This is a genomic window from Ensifer sp. VA4, from assembly GCF_055710065.1.
Window position 1 is genome coordinate 1 of the sequence record NZ_JBVQPO010000014.1, and the last position, 23,553, is coordinate 23,553.

A 23,553-nucleotide genomic window follows, 5' to 3' on the forward strand; every position below is an offset into this window, starting at 1 on the left:
CGACGGCGTCGGTTTGGAATATCCTTGACGGCTCGGGTGAGCTAGAGGCCGAGCTGATGAGGTTCAACGTCTTTTGCAGGGCTGTCGCCGAAGCTCGGCGATGCGGCCTTCGGCCGGAAATCGAGGACTTCCGGCAAGCGGAACGTCAACTGGCCAACGCCCATCGTGTGGGCTCATGGAATGAGCTCCTCGATTGCAAAGGAAGTGGTTCGTCCTTCTCCAAGCGCCTGAGCATACATTGCACTCAACTTGCTCTGACCAAATGCCTTCGACGGACATCCTTGTTCGGAGAGGCTACGTCAACGAAGCCGAGAGAGGTTTTGTTATGGCACCCCCAGTAGAAAGCCAAACGTCAGGCAACAGCGTTTGCATGCTCTTCACTGACATCGAGGGTTCGACAAACCTGGTGGATTCTTATCCCGACCTCTACGATGAGATGCTCCTTCGGCACAATGAGTTGCTGCGCAACGCCATCCACTCCTATGGTGGCGAGGAAATAAACGTTGTTGGCGACTCTGTATTCGCACTCTTTCCCGCCTCCACCCAAGCGGTTCAGGCAGCGATTGACGCCCAATTTGCTCTAACGAAAGAAGAATGGGCTCAAGGATGCAAGCCACTGGTCCGGATGGGCCTGCATTCCGGACCTGTGAGAAGACACGACGACACCATAACCGGGATAGAGGTGCATCGTGCGGCTCGTATCGCATCGGTGGCACACGGAGGTCAGATCGTCATTTCGAACGTTGTCCGCGATGAGCTGGCAGAAGGCCTCATCGGAGCGACCGTGAAGGTCCGCGATCTCGGATTTCATCGCCTCAAGGATCTTCGCTATCCTGAAGCGCTGTTCGATCTGGTGGTCCCGGGACTACAAAGCGAATTTGCACCTATCTCATCGATCGGCGCCAATCGCACCAACCTCCCGTCCGATTTGCCGGTTCTCTACGGTCGGCGCCTGGAATTAGCCCGGCTAAATCAAATCCTGGCGGATAAAAAGAGCCGTATTGTTACGCTGACGGGCGCCGGCGGCGTGGGCAAGACAAGCCTGGCGATGCACGCTGGCAGATCGGCGCTGAGCTTGTTTTCACGGGGCGTGTTTTTCATACAGTTGAGAGAAATTGACAATCCGGACCTGATCGGTTCGGAGATCTGCAAGGCCATAGGCCTGCAAGAGGCACCCGGTATCTCCGCCATCGAAACGGTGTGCAACTCGCTGGGCGGCGCTGAGGTGTTGTTGATATTCGACACCTTTGAGCATCTGGTCGAAGCGGCACCGGTCATCAATGCCATTCGCAAAACATGTCCGGCGACCACCGTTCTGAGCACCAGTCGTGAGCCCCTCAAATTGCGCGCGGAGACGGAATTCGTCGTGCCTCCCCTCAGCGTACCGGACGAAGGGGAGGGCTTCGATCGGATGCTGGAGAACCCGTCCGTGCAGCTCTTCGAGAAGTTCGCACGCCGCGAGCGGCCGGACTTCAGCCTGGGGGATGACACATTGGGGCCGGTATCCAGAATATGCCGGAAACTTGACGGGCTACCACTGGCGCTTGAACTGGCAGCCTCGCAGGTAGGACTCCTCAGTGTAGCCGAGCTGGAGGACCGCCTTCAAAGCAGTATGCAAGACCTTCGCAGTAAGGCGCGGGATATTGATCCCCGTCACCGTACCCTTCGTCTGATGATCGGATGGAGCGACCATCTCCTGACGGAAAGCCAGCGTCGGGTTTTTTATGCGTCGGCCGTCTTCAACGGCGGGTTCGGTCTTCGTGCCGTCGCCTCCTTGTTCGAGGACGACATCGATGTCGTTGACCACGTGGAAGCTCTTCTGGACAAAAGCCTCTTGTTCAGAACGACGGCTCTGGGCCATCCGCGTCTCAACATGCTGGACACGGTTCGCGATTATGCGCTCGACAAACTGCAAGGGTCGGATGGGTACGAAACGATCCGCGACCGTCAGGCGGACTATTTTACCGAGCTCGTCCTATCCGCAGCGCCAAACGTGATGAGGTTCAACCAGCGCGATTCGGTCGAGCACCTGATGCAAGAGTCCGGGAACATTCGGGTGGCACTCGAATGGCGAATGAAGCAATCCAGCGCCTTTCAATCCGCCAAGCTCATCGAGGCGCTGACGTGGCTCTGGATATCGAGAGGCCAGTTTTCGGAAGCGAGAACATGGTCGGACAAGGCTTTGCAACATGCGCGGACCACAGGCGAACCAGAGCCGTTGGCGCGCATTTTGAACTCGGCCGCATTCATCCGGTACATGTCCGGTGATCCTGAAACAGCGCGTGAAAATGGCGTTGAAAGTCATCGTATCTACAGCGAGTTGGGGCACAAGGCCGGAATTGCGAATGCCGGGATCATTGCCGGCATTGCCAAAGCCACCACAGGTGACCCCGAGGCAGGCGGTGCTTTGATCGTGGAGTCATTCGAACTGGCGAAGCTGATCGGTGACGACCATGGAACCGTGGTTGCCCTTATTGCAATTGGGGAAGGAACACGCGCCGAAGGGGACGACGCGGCCGCCGAGGCCTACTATCTGGATGCCCTCAAACTGCTCGACAAACTGGGTGACACCTATTGGCATGGCCACCTGTTGCAAAACCTTGCCCATTTCAGACTGCACAACGGTGATTGGAGGAACGCGGCAGCGCTCGCTGGCGAGGCCCTGGCCATCGGCGAGAGATATGACTACCCGATGGTGGTGAACCTTGCTGTCGCAGCGATAAGCGGAGTGCTCGCAGCGAAAAAGAATTGGGACGGTGCTGCTGAAATCATCGGGGCAGTGAATGGTCGTCTCGCTCGCCTGGGCGTCCGGTTTGAACCGACAGACGATGCCGATTTTCAAAGAATCGTGTCTGCGGTTCGCAAGGCATCAGGAAACAAGCGATTCGCCCACGCGAGCGAAAAAGGCGCCAAGCGCCCATGGGAGGAGATACTCTCGTCATGCCGCGCCGCCGTTGCAAGTTAGGGGCTGCTCTAGGATCGTTTCTCGAATGGCGACCACGTCCGGTAAACCGTTCTCGATGCGGCGCGGAAGTACAAGTCTCGGTGCAATCAGGCCCCCGCAACCAAATTCTTCCAAATCCATCGAAGGGCTCCTCGCAGCCCATTTTGCATTCAAAATGTCCTTGCACACAACTAGCACAAAGCTGGACCCTCACTTGACGCATCCTTGTGAGCGTGATTCCCTGTTCCCATATCGAAGACAGAAACGTATCCCTCTCCGGCGTGAACCGCCTTGCGACGTTCCGCGTCTCGTCCGCGGCCGCTCGAAAAACTTGTGAATCTCACGATGATCGACACCGATCTGCCGCGCCAGATATTTCAGGACACCATGCGGGAGGATCCCGCTATCTGCGAGCGGTCGGTCGGGGTAGCGAAGCATCGCCAGAACGCAGGCGAGCCCCAGGCGATTGTGTGGCCGGTTCTGCCGCATGACCAGGTCGAGACCTGACCGGTCGAGCGCATAATGCTTGGCGATCTCCCTTTCGTCGTCCGGCATGGCTGTCGCCTGATCCCAATGCTTCGCCGGCTCATGTAGAAGCTGGAGTCCGGCGATGTTCTGATCGTTACCAAGCTCGACCGGCACGATGACCATGAACGTACTCTTCTCGTTCTGACCTCAACATGGCGAAACACGCAAAGTTATTCGGCGTCTATGCGGCCATGAAAATATAGGCGGGAAGTCCTGTCGAATTGATCCACGTCAATGTCGATGATATCGGCGAGCAGCTAGATTAGAAAAGTCGGAAATACCGGTTGGCATTCTAATTTTTCGCGATACCTTTGGTTTGAAGAGTGGTTCGGATTCGCGACGCAACTCGCGTCTGGCGCGGAGCCGAAATTGGGGTTGTCAAGAAGCGACTCCACGGCATTTCCTTTGGAGGGGAAGGAGAATGTGGTCTTGCCGTGGCATTACTGACAGCCCTTTTGTCAATCGAACTGGCGAGAGCGCACAATATCGGCGCTGCTGCTCCAGACTCCCTGAACATATTGCTCGCGTCGACCACGCTACCCGATCGAGCATGTTCGATCCGTTTCTAAGGCGAAGACGGCATCGATGGTTGGTTTTTTGCCCGGACGAAGGAGAAGACTGATGGATATCCGACTACCATATCTGGGATCAGAGCTCTTGGGCCTGCGGGCGTGTCGCAGGGCAATCATCGCCTTGGGCCTGTCAAGCGCAGTGATCGCGCCCTCGTTTGCGAACGGCAGCGAAGTCGATCCCAAAGCCGTTCTCAAGTCGATGTCGGACTATCTGGCAAGGCAATCGACGATCTCGGCGAGGTTCAACTCGAGCATCGAGGTGATCACGCCAGAGCTTGAGAAGATCCAGTTCGACAGTTCGACGACCTTGCAGGTGAAGCGTCCCGACAAACTGAGAGTGGAGCGTCTTGGCGGTTATGCGGCCGTGGAGATGATCTTCGACGGGACCACGCTGACGATCCATGACATCGACAAGAAGGAATATGCGCAGGCGAGCGCCGGCGGGACGATTGATGCCCTGGTCGATCGGATGCGCCATGAGTTCGGTATCGGCGCGCCGGGTGCTGATCTGCTGTTAAGCGATGTCTATACCGCCTTGAGCGAAGACGTGCTGGCCGCAAAATACATCGGCCAGGGCGTCATCGATGGGGTCGAGTGCGAACACCTCGCCTTCAGGAACGCGGAAACCGACTGGCAGCTCTGGGTCAGGACAGGGCCTGAACCGATCCCCTGCAAAATGGTGATCACCAGCAAGTCGGTGACCGGCGCGCCGCAATACACGGTCGAGATCCGGGATTGGAAGCCGGGCGAGGCAATCGAGGCCGCGGCGTTTGAATTCAAGGCGGATGGCGCGGGCAAGAAGGTGGAGATCAAGGACCTTTCGGCTCTGGACGAGGTGCCGCCTGCCGCGACAGAAGGAGCGCAACAATGAACATCACGAAAACGATGATCGCTGGCATGGTTGGCCTCAGCGCTCTGTTCGTGGCCGACAACGCCTCAATGTCGAACCCCGAGACCTGGATCGGCAAGGCCGAGGCGCGCGTCGGCCGGCCGGCAACTCCGATGAGCTACGCAGGCGTGGCAAGGCGAACGACACGCCGAACCGTTGCCGTGGGCGCGGCGGCGACGACCGGCTGCCGGACCGTCTACGATGCCTACGGCCGCGCGGTGACGACCTGCTATTGAGCCGCCTGATGCTGCTGCATTGACAGGGTGCATGGCCTCGGCCCTGCCGCGCTCACTTACGCGTTCTTGATGTCCTGTACGGGGGCATGCCATGGACGACGATGACGATGCAAAACCCTAGATAGATCATAATCGAGCGACGCTCGCCGGGCGCCGCGAGTTCTTCAAGACCATAGGCAACGCGGCGGCTGCCACCCTGGCGGCGGCGGCGGTGCCAGGCACGGCTTCAGCACAGGACGCCCAGGGCCCAGAGGCTCGCAACCCCTACGGTGGCGGCCCCGGCACGGGTCTTACTTATCCGCCTTACTACCAGCCGACGCCGAGCCTGAAGAACAACAACACCTATTTTCCTGGAACGGAGGAACTCGCCGCGGCAGCACGCCGATTCCACAGGTGCCGTTCCAGACGGTCAACGACATCTTCTGACCCACCTGCACATCGATCACAACGCCGACCTGCCCTATCTCTTCGGCTTCGCGCCGTGGATGGGCCGATGGAAGCTGTTGCGTGTGCATGGTCCCACCGGCCGCACGCCGAAGGATGGAACCAGAGCCATGATCGACGGCATGAAGATCATGACCCACTGGCATACGGACAGTTTCAACAGCTTTCCGATCGGCGATGGCTATGAGGTCGAGGACACGAAGGATGGAGCCTCTGCCCACCGGCTGGACTGGAACGGGCTTTCCTTCGTCTGGACCGGTGACGGCAAGCCCGATGCGCTGACGGCGATGCTCGCGAAGGGCGTCGATGTGTTCGTCACCGAGACGCGGCTGACCACGCTGAAATACGGCATGCCGCCGATCATGACCAACATGACGATCGATTCGGCGCACACGCCCCACTACGCGACGGGCTATCTGTTCAAACAGGTCAATCCGCGCGCGGCGACGGCAACCCACGTCGCCTTTGACGAGGGCGAGGTTTCCGAGATTGTTGCGGGATTTCGCGTGCACTGGCCGGGACTCTTCCAGTTTGGCGCGCCCGACGACGTCGTCGTCAACGTGACGATGGATGCGATCTGGACGCGGAAGGCGGCGTTGCCGGATTCGGCCTCGCCCGTCAGGCCCAGCCCAAGCGAGGCGATCGCACTGTTCGATTTGTCCCTTAGAAACACAGAGGTGAAGTTCCCCAGTCCGCGCCACAGTGTCGAGGCCGTTCAGGAACAGTTCGTCCGCGATCAGGAGTTCGACCTGCACCTCTACTATCCGAAGGATGTCTAGCGCGAACCGGTGAGGAACTTTCCCTACGATTTTGAGATCGATGTGAAGGACATGGTCAAGCAAAAGATCGGCGAGAAGATCGAGGACCTTCTCAAGTAGGAGGCGGAAGAATACTGGTTTGCGGTCAACGTCCAACGGCTGTGACGCCAGCCCGCTACCGGTACTTTTTCCCACCAGTTATACGGATTGTTCAAATCGACCGGGTGCAGCGGTTTCATTAAAACGGACGAGGCGGGCGCAAACATCTCCGGCAAGGTCCCCGGATAGTCCGCGGGATTCGCTAGCAGTTCGGCCAGGCGTCACGTGCCTTATGTCGTGGAAAAAGCGGTCATAATCCCAATTGGTGACAAGGCGACGGTCCACCCAGCAGCCATCGACCGGGGAGGCGGTTCTGGCACGCATGACTGATCGGTTCCCATTGATGCGCGTCAATGTTTGCGCGACCGAAGCTCGGTAACATTAGTGGACCGCTGGATTATACTGGCGATTCAAGGGCGCGAGATGTGGCAAGAGTCATCGGATTGGGATCGTGATGCGACACAATGACTTTGAGATCGAGGCCGCGCCTACCCGTGGCGTCGGAATGACCACGGCGCGCATCTCCAGAACGCGCCAAGGCTTGATGTCAATGTCGCTCACATTGATGCTCGCACTGGGGATGGTGGCTCTTGTCTCTTGGGACTTTGCACAGGCCTCGCACTGCAAAAGCTGGCCGACGCCTGGTTTGAACTGGAGCGGCTGTAATAAGAGCCACCTCATGCTCGGGGGGGCCGATCTGGAGGGCGCAAACCTATCCGGCACTAACTTTAGCTTGACCGATCTTCGTGATGCTAACTTAAGCACAGCCAATCTTGAGAAGGCGAAGCTCGTGCGAGCTACGCTCGCCGGGGCCATCGCTAAATCAGCAAACTTTTCGCGCGTGGAAGGCCACCGTGCGAGCTTCGTTCGCTTTTCAGCTGAGCGCACCTCATTTACCGGCGCCGAATTGCAGCGCGCTGATTTCAGCCTCGCGCGGCTGATCGATGTCAACTTCGAGAAAGCAGAGCTTGGCCGAGCCAGGTTCACCGGCGCGAGACTGGAAAGCGTTCGATTTTCGCTCGCAAACTTGTCTCGGGTCGACTTCACCGGCACATCGTTCGCGGGATCGACCGCATTCGACCATGCTATTCTCTTCCTGACGCGAATTGAGGGAATTGATTTGTCACGGGCAACCGGTTTGCGGCAGTCCCAAATCGACATAGCTTGCGGCGACGCCTCCACGAAGCTGCCGCCGAGCCTTTCCGCGCCGGCGAACTGGCCTTGCATGTTCGATTGAAGCCGATTGGACGTATTTGGGTTCGACCGAGCCGGCATACGCGTGGACGTCGGTTTTAAAGGCATCGGCTGTCGTTTTGTTGCGTCGTGGTAGCAGCTACGATGCAAGCACCCGCTCTGCAGAGCGACCAGGAAACCACCCGTGAACAAGGCACGGCCCACCGCGATCCTGCAATGGACGGACCGGGCCAAGGTGGAATGGCACCCAACATCGCGCCTGGCAAGCCGATCCAGAACGCCTGCATCGAGAGCTTCAATGGGCGGTTGCGAGACGAGTTCTTGAATGAAACCCTCTTCTCGTCACTGACCCATGCTCGATCAGCGCTTTCAAACTGGCGCAGCGATTACAATGATCACCGACCGCACTCTGGACTCGGCTGGATGACACCTGCCAAGTTCGCTCAGACCATCAACCCGCGACGGATGCGGTGCTGCGCAGCCGAAATGGCTCCGCACCGCAACCCGCCGCTGTTGCCCCAATTACAGCAACCCAAAACCGCTGGAGCGAACTCAAAGCTGAATAGAACTTGGGGGCAAGGGTCAACTGGAGTGTCCGTTGCTTCACAATCCGCGGCCGCTGGAACCTAAGCATGGTTCCGCCACGCGCGCGTGCCATCGAACTCATAGCCCATCGTCTTCAACTACTCCTTTCAAATGCGCGGTAGATTTCCTGTTCCTGTGCAAAGTGCAGTCGTACGATCGCTTCGAGCCCATGGAGCAGGCGCTGGATCTCATAAAGCTGCTCGCGGTTTGGTTTCGTAGAGGCGATCGCCTGGCGAAGGGATGTAAGGTGATGGACTTGGCGTCGGATTTCCATGTGGGTCCGGCTCATCCCGGCGAGGGCATGCGATGCGCCGAGGCGCTGGCGTAGCAGCGGGTACAATACGCAATCGTCGTGCCGTTCGTGCGGAAGAAGCCGTTCGCGCAACAGCGCATCCAATTGGGCCAGACGTTCACGGACTTCCGGTCCAGAAAGATGCTGTATCCGTTCGGTCGTGTGGCGTATCTCATCGACGACCGACATGAGATTACGGTGTTCCGCTTCCAGTTCAATCAGCTCTTGCTGTGACAGGTGCTCGCGCTGACCCCATAGGCGCAACGGGTGGCCGAGAGCACGCAGAGCGTTGAGGATGGCGATGACGTCAATCGCTTCCTGAACAAGGGCCCCCTCGACCGGCGAGAGATAGCCGACGGCAGCAGCGACCATCCCTACAAATGAGAGGCCCATTCCGGTATAGATGCTCTGGAGGGCAATGCGCCTGGATCGCTGCGCGATGTGCACGGCACTGACAAGACGGTCCAGTCTGTCGACCAGGATGACAACATCGGCAGCTTCCGCCGAGGCTGCGGCCCCGCGGGCACCCATCGCGACACCGACATCGGCCGCGGCGAGGGCGGGAGCATCATTGACGCCATCGCCCACCATCATGACGGGCGCGGTAGCCTTCTCACTTTCCACCAACCGTGTCTTATCTTCCGGTTTCATTTCGGCGACGATGTTGTCGACGCCAAGAAACGAGGCGAGGCTTTCGGCGATATCCGCCCGGTCCCCTGTGGCGAGAACAATTCGTTGGGCGCCAGCTTCGCGCAACTGTCTGAGAACCGTCCCGGCTTCCGGCCTGACTTCGTCGGCCAGCAGGAATGCGCCTGCAAGAACGCCATTCTCGGCGATCGCGACCGCAATTGTTCCCTCTCTCCTGATCCAGATCTCGATCTCGCGCGAGAAATCGTCGTCGTCGACGATAGGACGGATGAAGTCCCATCCGCCGACTGCGATCTGCCGACCCTCGATGCAACCAGTGATGCCGGAGCCAGAAAAATCCCGTAAATCGGATGCCGATAACAGGACGAGCCCGCGCTCACGGGCAGCGGCAACGAGGGCGCAGGCGACAACGTGACGGGAACCTTGGTCGATCGAGGCTGCCAATCGCAGAACCTCTTCGGGGGCACGGTCATTGCGAATCTTTGTCTCCAAGAGACGTGCCTGGCCGTCTGTTATCGTCCCGGTCTTATCGAGCATTACCGTCCTAGCGCGCGCAAGCATTTCGAGGGCACCGCCACCCTTAACGAGGATACCTTTGCCCGCGCAGCGAGAGACACCTGAGATGAGAGCGACCGGAACTGCGAGAATGAGAGGGCAGGGGGTCGCGACAACCAACACCGCAAGTGCCCTTGTTGCTTGTCCCGAAAGTGCCCAGGCGATCGCCGCGAGGAGAAGCGTCACCGCGAGAAAGCAAAGCGCGTAACGGTCCGCGAGGCGAGACATCGGCGCCTTGGCGGTTTTCGCCGCCTCGACCAACCTTGCAATGCCTGCATAGGTGCTCTCGTTCGCGATGCGCGACGCAACCATCTCGAACGGATTTCCAGGGTTGATCGAGCCACTCATCAAGTATTCGCCAGATCGACGGAGGACCGGTAGGGCCTCGCCGGTCAGAGCGGACTCGTCGAGCATTGCTGAGTCGCCTGCCAAGCGACCATCAACTGGCAGCACCTCACCGCTTCGCACGAGGATCCGGTCACCGGGCTCAATTTCTTCGATCGCGACTTCTTCAAATTGCTTGCCCGTGAAACGCGCCGCGGTGCGGGGAACGCGGTCGAGCAGCGCCGTCAGTTCATGTCGTGCTCGCCGTTGGGCAAAGTCCTCAAGCGCCTCTCCACCGGTGAACATCATCGCGATGATAATCCCGGCGAAATACTCGCCCAGGAAAAGCGCACCGCCCATGGCCAGAGCAGCGATCAAGTCCAGCCCGAATTCTCCTCTTCCCAGGCTGATCCCAATCTCTGTCACGAGGCTCGCAAGGATAATTGCCGTTCCTACTCCCCATAGCCATGCACTGGGGTCCGGGCGGTCCGTGAACCAAGCAAGCGCACCCGCCGTGAGCGAGGCCGCGCTCACCGCAAGAAGCGTGCGTTTAAGCCATGCTTCTTCATGCCATCCACTTGCAAATGCCAGCCGCGCGCCCAAGAGCCAAGTTCCTTAAATCGTTAGCGAGGTTGGGTTGCTAAAAGTCCTTTGCGGGTGGGCACAACCGTTCTCATCGCAATCTTCAGCGTATGATCAGGACCGAGCAATGTGCACGCTTGGTGACCATCTTCGACACGCTCCCGAGGATCATGCCCTCAAGTTTGCCAATGCCCCGGCTGCCAACGACGATCATGCTTGCGCCGATCTCTCTTGCAATTTCCAGAATGGTTTCTGCACAATCGCCCATTTCCAATCGCGCCGTGACATTCTCAACGCCCAGCCCGCGTGCCTCGTTGCTGGCCTCCTCTACAATACCCGTGCCGAGCGCCAAGGCGCTCTCGTCGATGCCATCGCCCGGCGTATGCGAGAGTTCGGTCAGCCTCGATATTCCCGGGATCATGTTGCCGATGGGAAAGACGCGCCCCGAACCGGGAAAGCCGGTCGTTGCGCTTGCAAAACCAGGTGGAACGACATGGAGAACGGTCAGGGGAGCATCAATCGCCTTGGCAAGCTTTGCGGCCATCGCCACAGCGTCGCGCGCTTTGTCGGATCCGTCGGTCGCGACAAGAATATGGTCAACCATGGAAAGCTCCTCCCAAAACAGCCTCTTGTATTGTCAATCCGCAAGCATTGATCGTCGTCAAAGACAGGATTGAAGTTCGCTGGCCAAAAGTGAGATGGGTTGATCTCAGCGCGAATACGACCTTTGGAGCAGTGCAAAATGGAACCGCTTATCTTTCGTCTGGGGCTCGCACTTGCAGAGGGATGCGCCGGAAGGCAGCCGAACCGCCGGCATTCGAACCTTCGGGATATCCGGCCTTCTTGGCGGTATCGTCGCGGCGGTGTCGGAAGCCCAGCAGAGCCAATTCGCTTTTGCTGCAAGTTTGCTGGGTTTTCGATGAGCTTGACGTGATTTAAGTCACGTGAGGCTCGACGCGATGAAGATTTCAGTGTGACCAGCATTGTAGCCGGACTGTGCGTATTTTCGCTGGGTGGGCTGGCGGTTGCGGGCGATTATAAGGCTGCGGCTGCCGGCGGCGCGGCGCTGGCAGCGGTGCTTGCAAGCAGAGAGCTTCTTCACAATCTCCTCAAGAGACTAACTTGGCCGGAACTGCAGCAAGTATCGCTGCGGCCATTTCATTGCTGCGCGTACTCGTTATCGTCTTTGCGCTATCCCCCCGACTTCTTCCGCTTATTCTGCTGACGACAAGTCTCGTATTCGTTTGCGGGAGCCTTTTCTTGGTCAAGGGGGCGCCCGGTGAAGGCCAAGATGTCGAAGCACGAAATCCGCTTGAACTCATGCCGCTCCTTGTCTTTGCAGGGCTGTTTTCCGTCACGGCGGCACTTGGTGCGGCGGCGGTAACGAGGATTGGAAACAACAGCTTGGATTGGCATTTCGGGGGCAATCTGGCATCTTCGACGTCGACGTGGCCGTACTCACGGCGTTGCGCTCCGCTGGCGGAGCGATGCCGCTCGACACTGTTGGCGCCGCCGTCCTCGCAGCCGCGCTTGTCAATGCCGGGGGTCGGATGTTCGTCGCGATCCTCTCCGGTACCGCCGGATACTGGCTGCCGCTCGGGCTCATCTCGCGTGTTGCCGCAGGTACTTATTTCATAACTATCTAATGGATCCGCAGCGGCCTCGCCATTTATCGAATTCCATAATGAAAAGAACAGAAGAGGCAGCGGTCAAAAGCATTGCCCATTCGGCCGGATCCATCGGTGAAATCTGAAGGGTGTTACTGAGAAGCGAAATATGCATGGCGACGACGTGGAGACCCAAGGCTCCGGCAATGCAAAAGAGCAGGAGCGGGTTGCCAAATACGCCCAGCGCGAGCACGGATTTCCGTTCCGATCGGCTTGCGAAAGTCTGGAAATTTTCGAAGAGAACAAGCAGCAGCAGAAGCATGTTGCGGGCATCGCTTTCACTGTAGCCCTGTTGGAGAGCGAGGCAGAACATCGCAAAACCTCCGCCGCCCATGACGAGCGTTGTCTGGCAGAGACGGCGGATCATCACTCGATCAAAGATCGGCTCATTCGGCCTGCGCGGGGCGTGCGAGAGTTCATCGCCTTCGGGGCCTTCGCTTGCAAGAGCGATATCCTGTATGCCGTTTGTGACAAGGTTGAGCCAGAGGAGTTGCACCGGGAGAAGCGGAATTGGCAGTGCGAGGGCGGCGGCCAAAAGAAACAGCACAAGTTCCGCCGATCCCGTGGACGCGAGCATGAAGATGACCTTGCGGATATTGGCGTAGGCGACGCGACCTTCCCTGATGGCGCTGACAATTGACGCGAAATTGTCGTCCGTGATGATGATGTCGGCGCTCTCCTTGGCGACGTCCATTCCTTTGCGCCCCATCGCCACCCCGATATGTGCGTGCTTCAGCGCAGGCGCATCGTTGACCCCGTCACCCGTGACGGCGACGAAGTGTCCGTTGCGCGAAAGCGCGCGCACAACCGCCAGCTTTTGCGAGGGAGCGATGCGTGCATAAACGCGCCCCCGGCGGGCGAGCGCGTCGAGGCTTGCGTACCCTCGCTTCTCGGCCTGGCTCACCTCTTCGCCAGTGACGACCTGACTGATCGTGAAGGACAAGCCTGCATCAGCCGCGATCGCCGCGGCGGTCTTTGGATCGTCTCCGGTAAGCATGACCACCTGCACCCCCGCATCGTGACAGTCGCGGATGGCCCTCGGCACTTCCGGTCTGATTGGATCCTGCATGCCGACGAGCCCGAGAAAGATCAGGTCGACGAGGAGATGCCGGCCAAACCCGCCACCGTCTGCGACTGCTGTTTCGCCCTCCGCAAACGCCAGTACGCGCAAACCTCGGGCAGCCATTTCTTCCTTCTGGCGCAAAAGCCTGTCGCGGTCGATCGTTACCGCACGGCCATTCGCCTCCATTCGGTCCGACATCGCGATGAGGGTTTCGGCCGCTCCCTTCACGAAGATGCGCACCACGTCTCCATGTCGATGAAACGATGCGGCATATTTGTTCTCCGGCTCATAGGGAATTCGGGCAATCAGAGGATAGTCGTCCTCAATCGACTCCCGCGGCAGGCCCGCCTTGTGGGCGGCGGCCAGCAGCGCGACATCGACCGTGTCACCAACACTGGTCCACCCATTTTCACCCCTTACAAGCGATGCTTCGTTCGGTAGCGAGGCCGCCCGGAGAAGGGAGGTTGCGCGATTGCGCGCCTGGACGGGGGACGCGTCCTTCCCGCGGATGCGGCAGGACTCGATTTCGGCGTGCGTGTCGCAGAAAAGGTCGGTTCCATCGGGTAGGCGAATTTCGGTGACCGTCAACTCATTCAGCGTTAATGTCCCGGTTTTGTCGGTTGCGATTATCGTGCATGACCCTAGCGCTTCGACAGCGGGCATGCGGCGAACGATGACGTGTCTCGTGGTCATCCGGCGCATGCTGATCGCCAAGGCGACCGAGATCGCGATCGGGAGGCCCTCGGGGATTGCGCTCACGGCCAGCCCGACGGCCATCATGAACAGATCGCTCGACGGCATGTCGCGGGCAACACCGACAAATATCAGTAGGGCCACGACAATTGCGACAACCAAGGCAATGAGTTTCGAAAAGCCCTCCAGCCGGATCAACAACGGTGATTTGGCAAGAGGCGCCCTCCCGATGTCGCTTGCTAGTTTGCCTATTTCGCTGTTCTTGCCCGTCGCGTCGACCACGCCACGTGCGCGGCCGCGTGTGACAAGGCTACCAGCGTATGCAATGTGGCGTCGTTGCTCGTCGCCTGTGATTGACGCCGGAGCAGCCGACTTTCGAACTGGCGACGACTCGCCTGTTAACAAGGACTCATCACAAAAGAGACCGTCAACAACGGTTAGTCGCATGTCTGCCGGTACGCGTCCGCCCGATTCCAGAGCGACCAGGTCGCCCGGCACGATCAGTCGTGCATCGAGCTCGAGCAAGTGCCCATCTCGCACAACGCTAGCCTTCGGCTGCTCGAGTTTGCGCAACGCCAATGCCGCCTGACCGGCAGAGTGTTCCTGAATGGTTCCTACGATGGCGTTGGCAACGAGAACAATCCCAATAAAGAACGCGTCCCTAACATCGCCCAGCTGAAAGGACACCAAGACCGCCGCCAGCAGAATGTAAATCAATGGACTACGGAATTGACGCACGAATGTTGCGGCCAGCGACCCTTCCCTCGGTTCGGGAAGGGCATTTGAACCGTACTTGGTCAGCCGGGTGAGGGCTTCCTCGTTCGTCAGCCCGGTATCGGCGCTATCGTCCTCCTTGTTTCTAGCGAGGCTGTCGAGCAGTGTGTCGGTCATCATGGGCCCTCGTGGCAAAGCACGAAGGTGCTTATTTGTCCGAAACTGTTAGATAGTCGGTGACGCCGCTCACCCCTTTTGCGGACCAGGCAGCCTGCTCGGCCGTGATACGCTCACGCGGGCTTTGGACTTTCCCCCGCAAGGTCACGTGGCTGCCAGAAACTTCGACCTCGATGTCCTCGGCCTCGATTTCGGCATTCCGGCGCAAGGCTTGCTTGATGCCGTGGCGGATGTCGACGACATCCATCCTCGGTCTAATCCTCAACTGATTATCGATGCCCGTTACACCGGAGAGTTGTTGGACCGAGTGTTCGGCCGCCGAGCGTTGGAAATACCAATCAACGGTGCCGACAAGAGTGACGAACCCTTGCTCCACCTTGACCTTTATATCGCTCGGCTCTGAAATAGCCGCGCCCCAGTCGAGAATCTTCAAGACACGGCTTGCGATCTCGTCATCGGCGGCCTTCTTGTGCGCGGGCAACCGCACCGCGATTTCCTCCGCGATCGCGCGTACGCCCTTGACCCGTTGAGCCACATGCTCGGCGGCGTGCTTTTCGGCAAAGCTGTGGACATGACCAGTCAAGGTCACGACCCCTTTCTCAACCGTTACGCCGATGTTTGCGGCGTCAATGCTGGGCTCATACTCGAGTTCGTCGAGAATATCCTGTCGTAAACGGATGTCGTTCATGGTGGTCACCTCCAAAGGTCTCCTCGTGCAGTTCGCGCCAAAAGTATGCTTCACCGTCGGGCATCGGTCTTTGAGGGGCGTCAAAGCGCCGCGGCGCTTGAGGACTTAATTTCGAAATGGTTGGTCCAAGGAGGTGGATCATGATCGTCAAGGAGATGTCGCGTCACGACTGCAGCTGTGTCGTTCAGGAAGGCCATGTGGCACGCCTTGCCTGTTGCCTGAACGACAAGCCCTACGTTGTTCCGATCACATATGCCTACGCCGGAAATTGCCTCTACGCATTTTCCATGCCCGGTCAGAAGATCGACTGGATGCGCAAGAATCCCAACGTCTGCCTGCAGATAGATGCATTCTCAGGAAGCGAGTGGAAAAGCGTCGTGATCTTCGGGCGCTATCAGGAACTTGCCCCGACCGGGCAGTGGCACCGGGAGTACCTGCACGCCTGGTCACTTCTCGAAAAGAGAGCAAATTGGTGGGAACCCGGTGGGCTGAAGCCGGCTCCGCAAGAAATATCCGGCCATTACCCGCACCTTTTCTTCAGTATCGATGTGCTCGAAATGACCGGGCGGACGCCTATTTGTGCTGAGGCTTGAACCTAGAGAGGTGCGCCACTCGAAAACGGCGCACCTCATTCTTTTGTTGCTGTGGCTCAATGTATCATTAGCACCGGCACGTTCGGGGCTTCGATCATGGCCTTGGTCACCCCCCCGAACATGCGTTCGCGAACGCGTGAATGGCCATAGGCGCCCATGACGATGAGATCGGCCGCGGTGTCGAGCGCATGCTGCAGGAGCACCTCGTTGACCGGGCGTCCGGCACTAGGGAGCCTGTCCACGGTGACCTCAATGCCGTGCCTGGCGAGGTAGGTCGCAATATCCGCCCCCGGCTCTTCCCCGTTCTTTGCCGGCGAAGCCTTGGGATCGACCAGCACAACGTTGACGCTGCCGGCACTCTTCATCATCTCAAGCGCCTCGCGCGCGGCTCTCGCGGCTTCGATGGTGGAATTCCATGCAAGCAGGATCTTTTTCGGTGTCAGCGTCACCGATTGTCGGTTGCCAGATAGAAGGACCGGCCGGGCTGAACGAAAGAGCGCACCCTCAATGGCGTGCGAGCGCAGCCGCGAACTCGCCTTAAGGCTTGTCCCGATCAAGGTCACGTCAGCGTAACGTGCCCGTTCTCCAATCTCATCCTCCGCCCACGCTTCCTCAGGGTAGCTCCCATAGACATCAAACGAGACGCCAAGCGCTTCCAGGGTCGCGCGGGATTTCATAACGGCGTCGCCGAGTTTCTCGGTATCGCCGGCGCGCATGTCCAGCCACGCGACCGACATCGCCGCGTAGTCACCGAGGGGTACAGGGGCGGCAAGCTTCACAAGAAAAACGGACAGGTGCGCGTTCCCGGCCACGCAAAGATCTGCCGCAGTTCTCAGATCGATGTCATAGTTTTCGGCATCGGCAACCAATAGGACGGTCTTATACGTCATTGCTCCATCTCCCGAATTAATGTTTGGGCTATCAGCCAATCTACGCACGGTCTCGCAAACGGCATTGATGGCTATCAAAGATCATCCTCAGGAGCCCAGCAGAAGCGTCGCAATTCTCAAGCGAGCATCGAAGGGATGATCGGCGATGGAGCAGCCGAACTCCCGGCACAGTTTCAGCATCTTGGTGTTTTCTGCCAGAACAATCCCTTCCATCCGCTTCAGGCCGTCGGCCGTCGCGTAATCCCTTAGCTGCGAAAACAGGGCCCAGCCAATTCCGAGCCCCTGCAGGTCGGTACGCACCAGCAAGCCGTATTCGGCGCACTCGTGGTCGGGATCGGCGGAAAACCGAGCGATCCCTGCGAGCTCTCCAGTGCCGAAATCCAGTGCGACGAACGCCAGCTCGCGCTCGTAGTCTATCTGCGTGAGCCTGATGAGCATCTGGTCCGAGTTGCTCTTGCTCGCCGCCAGGAAGCGCATTCGAATGTCGTCGCCAGAGGTCTTCTCTAGGAAGGCAGGGTAGAGAGCGGCGTCCGTCGGCTTGATCGGGCGAATGCGGTAGGTTCTTCCTTTCAAGACGACGTTCTTCTGCCAGTCGCGCGGATAGGGGCGGATCGCGAGGGCTGGGTTGGGGGCTGGACATTCGACCGATTTGGGATCGATCTCGATCCGGGCATCGAGTGCAATGACGCCTTGCGCATCGGCAAGGAGCGGATTGATGTCCATCGAAACGAGGCAGGGAAGGTCGATGATCATTTGTGAAATGGCGAGCAGTGCCCTTCGAATTGACGACCGGTTTGCAGGCGGCTCGTCACGGAAGCCGGCGAGAAGCTTGCCTATGCGCGTGCGCTCGATCAGATCGTCTGCGAGATCCTCGTCGAGGGGCGGTAACTCGATCGCGCTGTCGGCAAGGATCTCGACCGCGACCCCTCCAGATCCGAACAGGATGAAGGGACCGAACACGGGATCGCGGTCGATGCCGAGGATCAGCTCTCGACCATGTTCGCGTTTGATCATCGGCTGAACAGCGAAGCCATCGATGACGGCTGCGGATCTTTTCGACGTCAGCCGCGCAGAAATGCACTCTGCGGCCCGCCGCGCGTCCAAGGGCGAGGTGATATCGAGAGCCACACCCCCGACATCCGACTTATGGGTGATCGTGCTGGACACGAGCTTGACGGCGATCGCTGGCGCTTCGCGCAGCATGTCGGTCGCGACCGCCTCCACTTCGTCAAAGGATTTCGCAAGAATTGTCTGCGGTACGGGAATTCCATAGGCTGCGATGGCTGCTTTTGCTTCGAGTTCGGTCAACCATTGACGCTTTTCGGTAGCGACCTGGTGGAAGATCGACTGAACCGCTTTCCGGTCGTAGGAGATCCCCTCGACCGGGTTCTCCGGGACGCGCAACAATGTTTGGTGAGCTCTTGACCAATTGCGCAGATAAGAAGCCGCGAGCGCGGCGTCGGCGGGCGTATCGAAGCTTGCCAGTCCAGCCTCCTGCAAGACACGGCGCCCGTCGCGGGCCGTGTGCTCTCCCAGCCAACACGTGAGGGTTGGTTTGGTCGAAATCACACCGGACTGGCTGAGCCCGGCAACAGCGCGGGCGGCATCGACAGGGGAAGCCAGGCCCGTGGGACAATTCATGATGAGCAGGAGGTCTGTCTCTGGCGCTTGAGCAACCACCTCGATTGCCGCCCTGTAGCGCTCGGGGGACGCGTCGCCGATGATATCGACGGGGTTGGCACGTGACCAGGTTGCAGGCAGGAGCCGATCAAGGGCCTGGATTGTCTGATCGGAAAATTCGGCGAGTTCGCACCCGAGATCCATGAGGCGGTCGACAGCGAGTACGCCCGCTCCTCCGCCATTCGTAACAATTGAAACACGGCTTCTGCCAAGCGGCGCAAAGCGTCCTATCGTTTCTGCTGCGTCGAACAAGTCGGCCAGATCATGGATCCGCAAGATTCCCGCCCGCCTAAAGGCTGCGTCGGTAACTCGATCGCCTCCACATAGCGCACCTGTATGAGTTGCTGCCGCTTTGGCCGCCTCGGGATGTCGGCCGGATTTGATGGCAACAATTGGCTTTAGACGTGCCGCGGCGCGTGCGGCCGAAAGGAACTTGCGAGGATTGGGAATTGCTTCGAGATAAAGAACGATCGCCCGGGTTCCTGGATCGGTCGCGAGGAGGTCGATGAAGTCGCCGGCGTCCACATCGGTCATGTCACCCAGAGAGATGACTTTGGAGAAGCCGACATTGTTCTCGACAGCCCAGTCGATCAACGCTGTCGCGATCGCCCCTGATTGCGACAGCAACGCAATGTCGCCGGGCGAGGGAAGCAAGTGAGCGAAGCTCGCATTGAGCCGTGCAGGCGGAATGATCATGCCGACGGTGTTGGGACCAATAATGCGAAAGAGGAAGGGCTTTGCTGCATCCAGCATGGCCTGCTTGAGACCACTGTCCTCGCCAAGTCCGGCGGTGATCACCACTGCTGTTCGGGTGCCGTGTAGCCCGAGCGCATGCACGAGCTCGGGCACTGTCCTTGGCGGTGTGACGATGATAGCGAGGTCGGGAACGCCCGGAATGTCCGCAACACGAGCAAAACAACGAAGTCCCGCGATTTGTTCATATTTGGGATTGATAGGCCAAATTTGACCCGGGAACCCGCTCGCCAGCAGGTTGTTCATGACAACACGTCCCAGCGACCCGGGCCGTTTCGAGGCTCCGATGATGGCGAGCGATGAGGGGTTGATGGCATGGTGAAGGTTGCGAATCGTCATGGTGGCGATCTCCAATCTCCGCCTATCGAAGATACCCGGACTGTGTTTGGCATGCACTCGATGCACAGTTCAGCGGGGGCCCGGCGCGCGATCAAGTCGACCGCATCAATCGAGCAGTTCTCGCAGGCGCTTTGCGAGTTTTCTCGTCGTATAGGGTTTCAGCAGCCACGAAGCGCCTTCGGGAAGCTTTTCTTCGGTGAGGCTCGGGGCTGCATAGCCCGATGTTACGAGTATCTTCATTCCAGGGCGGAACCGGTGAACGTGCTGCGCGAGCTCGTTACCGGTCATCCCGCCAGGCATGACCATGTCGGTGAACACAAGAGAAACCTCCGGGTGGTCGGCGAGAAGCTGAAGGGCCTCAGTGCCAGTCTCGGCTTCGACAACCCCATAGCCGGCGTCCAGGAGCCGTGCGACCACAATGCTGCGAACGCGGGCGTCGTCTTCGACGACGAGAATGGTCTCGCGCCCTTGTGGTACGGGCTCGAGTGCAGGATCCTTCGGCTCGCCTGTCTCGTCGGTCTGTAATTTTTCCTTCGCCGCCGGCAAGAAGAGCCGTACGCTCGTGCCGCGGTCCGGTTCGCTATAGAGCTGCACATGACCGCCGGACTGTTTGACGAAGCCATAGACCATGCTGAGACCGAGCCCGCTTCCCGCTCCAGTGGGCTTGGTCGTAAAAAAGGGCTCAAACGCACGGCGTCTGACATCGTCCGACATACCGACACCGGTATCGCTGACGGTAACGAGGACATAGCGTCCCATTCGCACATCCGGATACATGAGGACATAATCCTGGTCCAGGGTTGCCTTCGAGACTTCGATCGTGAGCCGCCCGCCCGCCCGCATCGCATCGCGCGCATTCAATGCGAGGTTCAAAAGCGCGTTCTGAAACTGTGCGACATCAACCAGAACGACGTTGTCGGAGCCGCGAACCAATGTCGACAACTCCACTGTTTCGCCGAGCGTTCGCCCCAGGAGGTTCGCGAAGGTGCCGATTAGTCCGCCGACGTCTACGAGTTTCGGAGCAAGGGGCTGGCGTCGGCCAAAGGCAAGCAGTTGCGCCGTGAGCTTTGCGCCGTCATCCGCTGCGGCCTGTGCCTCTTGCAGAAGATGCCTGAGGTTCTGATCCTCGAGGCGAGCCTCGATCATTTCGAGGTTGCCGATGATGACAGTCAGCAGATTGTTGAAGTCGTGCGCAAGCCCACCGGTGAGTTGCCCGACGGCCTCCATCTTCTGTGCCTGTCGCAGTTCCTCATCAATGCGTTGACGGCTTGTCAGATCCCGAATGAAGCCGGTAAAGATCCGACCTTCGGCGGATCGGGCTTCTCCGACGGACAATTCCATAGGGAAGGTTGTGCCGTCCTTGCGCCTGCCAGTCACAACTCGCCCTATTCCAATGATCCTCCGCTCCCCCGTGCGCAGGTAATTTGCGAGATAGCGATCATGCGCCTCGCGGTCAGGAGACGGCATCAGAATCTTCACGTTCGACCCGCGGACCTCATTCTCCGCAAAGCCGAAGAGCCGTTCCGCCGCCGCGCTGAACGAGGTGATCAGCCCCATCTCGTCAATCACCACCATTGCTTCCGGCACGGTGTCAAGGATAGACCTAAGATGGGATTCTCTTGAAACCAGGTCGGCCTGAGCGTGTTTCAAATTGGTGATATCGCTGTCAAGCTGTACGATAAGATCGCTTTCACCATTTAGAAGACCGACCCAGAGGCTTGAAACGAAGACCTTGCTTCCATCCTTGCGCTTTTGCGCGAGTTCGCCGGACCATGACCCGTGTCGTTCAATATGCTGATGGATATCTTTGACTGGTTCGGGAAATGTGGTGGCAAGCAGATGGTGAACCACTTCACCTTGCGCTTCAGCCCGTGGCCAACCGTAAAGTCGCTCGCAGCCTTTGCTCCAGTGACTGATCCTTCCGCTGGTCTCATGCACGATCAGGTTCGCGTCCTTGAGGAGACCAACGATTGTGCCGACCCTCGTTTGTGTCATCATCACCGCCACGTTCTTAGGCGAAACCGGCTCGTCTTCCTCCATTGGACATCGGAGCCGGACGAAAATCGCAACCGTCGCCATCCGCGATCGATTGAAGCATATGCCTTTTCAAGATTATGATCGAGCGCCGGTCGGGAGCAACGATAATACCGTTGCTCGCGAATTTCGTTATGGTGCGAGATACCGTCTCGATGGTCATGTTCAAATAGTCGGCAATATCAAGCCGGGTCATTGGAAGATCGACGAAGGCAATTGGTTCGGCGTCTCTGTCTTTCGCCATAAGAAGCAGAAAATTCGCAACCTTCTCGTCGGCACTGCGGCGTGACAACAACACCGCCTGGTCCTGGGCTGCAGTCATTTCGTCGCAAAGCTTGGAAAAGAGCTGTTGTCGAAGGTGCGGCTGGCGCGCCACTTCGTCTTCAAAACGACGACGAGGATATCGACGTAGCTTGACTTCAGTTATCGCTTCGACCGTGTAGAGGTAACGGTCCTTGAGGGAGACGCCCAAGAGATCACCGGGATGCAGAAACCCCACGATGACCCTGCGGCCATCGGCAAGCAGGCGCAATGCGCGCAACATGCCGCCTTCAACCTGAAACACATATTTGGCATCGTCACCTTGCCAGAAAAGCGCTTGGCCTGGCGCAGCCTCCACGACTGGTTGAAGACTGAAGACGGATGATAGATCCGGTGGAGCGAGGGAACATCCCAATGTTCCGAGACCGTCCTGCATAGCAACTGATTGAAGGGTCATCGCACATCCTCCATCTGACGCTGGGTAGCAAGGATTTCAACATCTGTGCGTGAACCGGTATCGACGCGCCTGCAACAATTGGTGCTATAGTGTGACGGAATGTAACAGCGCTTCGGGGCAGGTTATGGCGAACGCTCGAAACGAGCCAGAGCTTGTGCTTGTCGTGGATGATGATCCACGTATAAGGCAGATGTTGTCTCGCTATTTCGAAGGGGAAGGCTACCGGGTAAGCCTCGCTGGCGATGGTCGGGAAATGCGCAACAGGCTCGAGAAAACCCATGTGGATATCGTTTTGCTCGATCTGGGTCTTCCGGGAGAAGACGGGCTGTCGCTGGCCCGCGAACTTCGTGCCCATTCCGACATTCCCATTATCATGCTGACCGGCCGGGACGATGTGGTTGATCGTGTGGTTGGCCTTGAAATCGGCGCCGATGACTATATCACGAAGCCCTTTCACCTTCGCGAAGTCCTCGCACGGGTGAGGGGTGCGCTTCGCCGTCGGCGTCCTCTTGCCGCGGTGGCTCCGGAAGTGCAAACGAGCGAGACCTTTTGTTTCGAAGGGTTGCGTCTCGACGTCGCTTGTCGTCGGTTGACATCTAAGGACGGCCGCGAAATCGCCTTGACGACGGCCGAGTTCGATATGCTCTGCACTCTTGTGAGACATGCCGGCCGTGTCCTCAAACGAGACGTATTGATGGACCTGACCCGCGGCAGATCACTGGAGGCCTACGACCGCGTGATCGACGCCCAGATCGCGAGATTGCGCCGCAAGGTCGAAAGGGACCCGCGCCGTCCGGAGCTGATCAAATCCGTCCGCGGAGTGGGCTATGTCTTCAGCGCACGGACGGTGAAGCAGGACGCTTAGGCTTTCGTTTCGATCACCCGGTCGCGCAG

17 protein-coding genes and 2 pseudogenes are annotated in these 23,553 nt (G+C 58.8%); 10 read left to right on the forward strand and 9 right to left on the reverse strand.

Annotation, left to right across the window (positions count from 1 at the left end; all coding sequences use genetic code 11):
- Positions 1–325 precede the first annotated feature (325 nt).
- Positions 326–2,965 carry an ATP-binding protein gene (locus AC0C6X_RS23565; protein ID WP_472955737.1) on the forward strand — a complete coding sequence of 880 codons (2,640 nt, stop codon included), beginning with the start codon at positions 326–328 and terminating at the stop codon, positions 2,963–2,965.
- Between the two features lie 189 nt (positions 2,966–3,154).
- Here the strand turns inward: AC0C6X_RS23565 and AC0C6X_RS23570 are convergent, their stop codons facing one another.
- The gene (locus AC0C6X_RS23570; protein ID WP_472955478.1) at positions 3,155–3,595 is read right to left on the reverse strand and encodes a DUF4158 domain-containing protein; all 441 of its coding nucleotides are present in this window, start codon (positions 3,593–3,595) and stop codon (positions 3,155–3,157) included.
- Between the two features lie 498 nt (positions 3,596–4,093).
- On the opposite strand from AC0C6X_RS23570, the gene AC0C6X_RS23575 reads away from it, so the two are divergent.
- The 5 genes and pseudogenes from AC0C6X_RS23575 to AC0C6X_RS23595 all read left to right on the forward strand — a co-directional run.
- Complete coding sequence (locus AC0C6X_RS23575) at positions 4,094–4,915, forward strand: DUF2092 domain-containing protein (protein ID WP_246304212.1); 822 nt, start codon at positions 4,094–4,096, stop codon at positions 4,913–4,915.
- On the forward strand, positions 4,912–5,169 hold the full coding sequence (locus AC0C6X_RS23580) for a hypothetical protein (RefSeq protein ID WP_312032930.1): 258 nt from the start codon (positions 4,912–4,914) through the stop codon (positions 5,167–5,169). The genes AC0C6X_RS23575 and AC0C6X_RS23580 overlap by 4 nt, the downstream gene beginning before the upstream one ends.
- A gap of 554 nt (positions 5,170–5,723) precedes the next feature.
- The gene (locus AC0C6X_RS23585) at positions 5,724–6,392 is read left to right on the forward strand and encodes a hypothetical protein (RefSeq protein WP_472955481.1); all 669 of its coding nucleotides are present in this window, start codon (positions 5,724–5,726) and stop codon (positions 6,390–6,392) included.
- 628 nt (positions 6,393–7,020) lie between these two features.
- The gene (locus AC0C6X_RS23590) at positions 7,021–7,707 is read left to right on the forward strand and encodes a pentapeptide repeat-containing protein (protein WP_472955739.1); all 687 of its coding nucleotides are present in this window, start codon (positions 7,021–7,023) and stop codon (positions 7,705–7,707) included.
- A gap of 162 nt (positions 7,708–7,869) precedes the next feature.
- Positions 7,870–8,230: pseudogene (locus AC0C6X_RS23595) on the forward strand (integrase core domain-containing protein); the annotation flags it as partial.
- 113 nt (positions 8,231–8,343) lie between these two features.
- On the opposite strand, the gene AC0C6X_RS23600 reads toward AC0C6X_RS23595, so the two are convergent.
- The gene (locus AC0C6X_RS23600; protein WP_472955483.1) at positions 8,344–10,671 is read right to left on the reverse strand and encodes a heavy metal translocating P-type ATPase; all 2,328 of its coding nucleotides are present in this window, start codon (positions 10,669–10,671) and stop codon (positions 8,344–8,346) included.
- A gap of 82 nt (positions 10,672–10,753) precedes the next feature.
- Positions 10,754–11,254: a universal stress protein gene (locus AC0C6X_RS23605; RefSeq protein WP_472955486.1), complete on the reverse strand. Its 501-nt coding sequence runs from the start codon at positions 11,252–11,254 to the stop codon at positions 10,754–10,756.
- Positions 11,255–11,772: 518 nt separating this feature from the next.
- On the opposite strand from AC0C6X_RS23605, the pseudogene AC0C6X_RS23610 reads away from it, so the two are divergent.
- Both AC0C6X_RS23610 and AC0C6X_RS23615 read left to right on the forward strand, forming a co-directional pair.
- Positions 11,773–11,994, forward strand: a pseudogene (locus AC0C6X_RS23610) (DUF4010 domain-containing protein); the annotation flags it as partial.
- A 104-nt stretch (positions 11,995–12,098) separates the two neighbouring features.
- Entirely contained in the window at positions 12,099–12,296 is a 198-nt protein-coding gene (locus AC0C6X_RS23615) for a hypothetical protein (protein ID WP_472955759.1), read from the forward strand.
- On the opposite strand, the gene AC0C6X_RS23620 is transcribed toward AC0C6X_RS23615, so the two are convergent.
- Positions 12,289–14,964, reverse strand: a complete 2,676-nt coding sequence (locus AC0C6X_RS23620) for a cation-translocating P-type ATPase (protein ID WP_472955488.1) — start codon at positions 14,962–14,964, stop codon at positions 12,289–12,291. The two genes, AC0C6X_RS23615 and AC0C6X_RS23620, sit on opposite strands and share 8 nt — an antisense overlap.
- 31 nt (positions 14,965–14,995) lie before the next feature.
- Positions 14,996–15,652 (reverse strand): BON domain-containing protein, encoded by a 657-nt coding sequence (locus tag AC0C6X_RS23625; protein ID WP_472955490.1) that lies wholly within the window; start codon positions 15,650–15,652, stop codon positions 14,996–14,998.
- Positions 15,653–15,792: 140 nt separating this feature from the next.
- Between AC0C6X_RS23625 and AC0C6X_RS23630 the strand changes: the two genes are divergently transcribed.
- On the forward strand, positions 15,793–16,245 hold the full coding sequence (locus tag AC0C6X_RS23630) for a pyridoxamine 5'-phosphate oxidase family protein (protein ID WP_472955493.1): 453 nt from the start codon (positions 15,793–15,795) through the stop codon (positions 16,243–16,245).
- A 56-nt stretch (positions 16,246–16,301) separates the two neighbouring features.
- Here AC0C6X_RS23630 and AC0C6X_RS23635 read toward each other — a convergent pair whose 3' ends face one another.
- The 4 genes from AC0C6X_RS23635 to AC0C6X_RS23650 all read right to left on the reverse strand — a co-directional run bounded on the left by AC0C6X_RS23635 (position 16,302) and on the right by AC0C6X_RS23650 (position 22,659).
- On the reverse strand, positions 16,302–17,135 hold the full coding sequence (locus AC0C6X_RS23635; RefSeq protein WP_472955496.1) for a universal stress protein: 834 nt from the start codon (positions 17,133–17,135) through the stop codon (positions 16,302–16,304).
- A gap of 87 nt (positions 17,136–17,222) precedes the next feature.
- Positions 17,223–19,907 (reverse strand): bifunctional acetate--CoA ligase family protein/GNAT family N-acetyltransferase, encoded by a 2,685-nt coding sequence (locus AC0C6X_RS23640; RefSeq protein ID WP_472955498.1) that lies wholly within the window; start codon positions 19,905–19,907, stop codon positions 17,223–17,225.
- 105 nt (positions 19,908–20,012) lie between these two features.
- On the reverse strand, positions 20,013–21,947 hold the full coding sequence (locus AC0C6X_RS23645) for a hybrid sensor histidine kinase/response regulator (RefSeq protein ID WP_472955500.1): 1,935 nt from the start codon (positions 21,945–21,947) through the stop codon (positions 20,013–20,015).
- Entirely contained in the window at positions 21,919–22,659 is a 741-nt protein-coding gene (locus AC0C6X_RS23650; RefSeq protein WP_472955503.1) for a Crp/Fnr family transcriptional regulator, read from the reverse strand. The genes AC0C6X_RS23645 and AC0C6X_RS23650 overlap by 29 nt, the downstream gene beginning before the upstream one ends.
- Positions 22,660–22,783: 124 nt before the next feature.
- Here AC0C6X_RS23650 and AC0C6X_RS23655 point away from each other — a divergent pair, with 124 nt between their 5' ends.
- Positions 22,784–23,524, forward strand: a complete 741-nt coding sequence (locus tag AC0C6X_RS23655) for a response regulator (protein ID WP_472955504.1) — start codon at positions 22,784–22,786, stop codon at positions 23,522–23,524.
- The last annotated feature ends 29 nt before the right edge of the window (positions 23,525–23,553 follow it).

Coding starts and splice junctions, on each gene's coding strand:
- AC0C6X_RS23605 (WP_472955486.1), bottom strand. CDS start 11,254: ATGGTTGACCATATTCTTGTCGCGACCGACGGATCCGACAAAGCGCGC.
- AC0C6X_RS23645 (WP_472955500.1), bottom strand. CDS start 21,947: ATGGAGGAAGACGAGCCGGTTTCGCCTAAGAACGTGGCGGTGATGATG.
- AC0C6X_RS23590 (WP_472955739.1), top strand. CDS start 7,021: ATGTCGCTCACATTGATGCTCGCACTGGGGATGGTGGCTCTTGTCTCT.
- AC0C6X_RS23585 (WP_472955481.1), top strand. CDS start 5,724: ATGATCGACGGCATGAAGATCATGACCCACTGGCATACGGACAGTTTC.
- AC0C6X_RS23565 (WP_472955737.1), top strand. CDS start 326: ATGGCACCCCCAGTAGAAAGCCAAACGTCAGGCAACAGCGTTTGCATG.
- AC0C6X_RS23640 (WP_472955498.1), bottom strand. CDS start 19,907: ATGACGATTCGCAACCTTCACCATGCCATCAACCCCTCATCGCTCGCC.
- AC0C6X_RS23630 (WP_472955493.1), top strand. CDS start 15,793: ATGATCGTCAAGGAGATGTCGCGTCACGACTGCAGCTGTGTCGTTCAG.
- AC0C6X_RS23580 (WP_312032930.1), top strand. CDS start 4,912: ATGAACATCACGAAAACGATGATCGCTGGCATGGTTGGCCTCAGCGCT.
- AC0C6X_RS23620 (WP_472955488.1), bottom strand. CDS start 14,964: ATGACCGACACACTGCTCGACAGCCTCGCTAGAAACAAGGAGGACGAT.
- AC0C6X_RS23655 (WP_472955504.1), top strand. CDS start 22,784: ATGGCGAACGCTCGAAACGAGCCAGAGCTTGTGCTTGTCGTGGATGAT.
- AC0C6X_RS23650 (WP_472955503.1), bottom strand. CDS start 22,659: ATGACCCTTCAATCAGTTGCTATGCAGGACGGTCTCGGAACATTGGGA.
- AC0C6X_RS23625 (WP_472955490.1), bottom strand. CDS start 15,652: ATGAACGACATCCGTTTACGACAGGATATTCTCGACGAACTCGAGTAT.
- AC0C6X_RS23635 (WP_472955496.1), bottom strand. CDS start 17,135: ATGACGTATAAGACCGTCCTATTGGTTGCCGATGCCGAAAACTATGAC.
- AC0C6X_RS23575 (WP_246304212.1), top strand. CDS start 4,094: ATGGATATCCGACTACCATATCTGGGATCAGAGCTCTTGGGCCTGCGG.
- AC0C6X_RS23570 (WP_472955478.1), bottom strand. CDS start 3,595: ATGGTCATCGTGCCGGTCGAGCTTGGTAACGATCAGAACATCGCCGGA.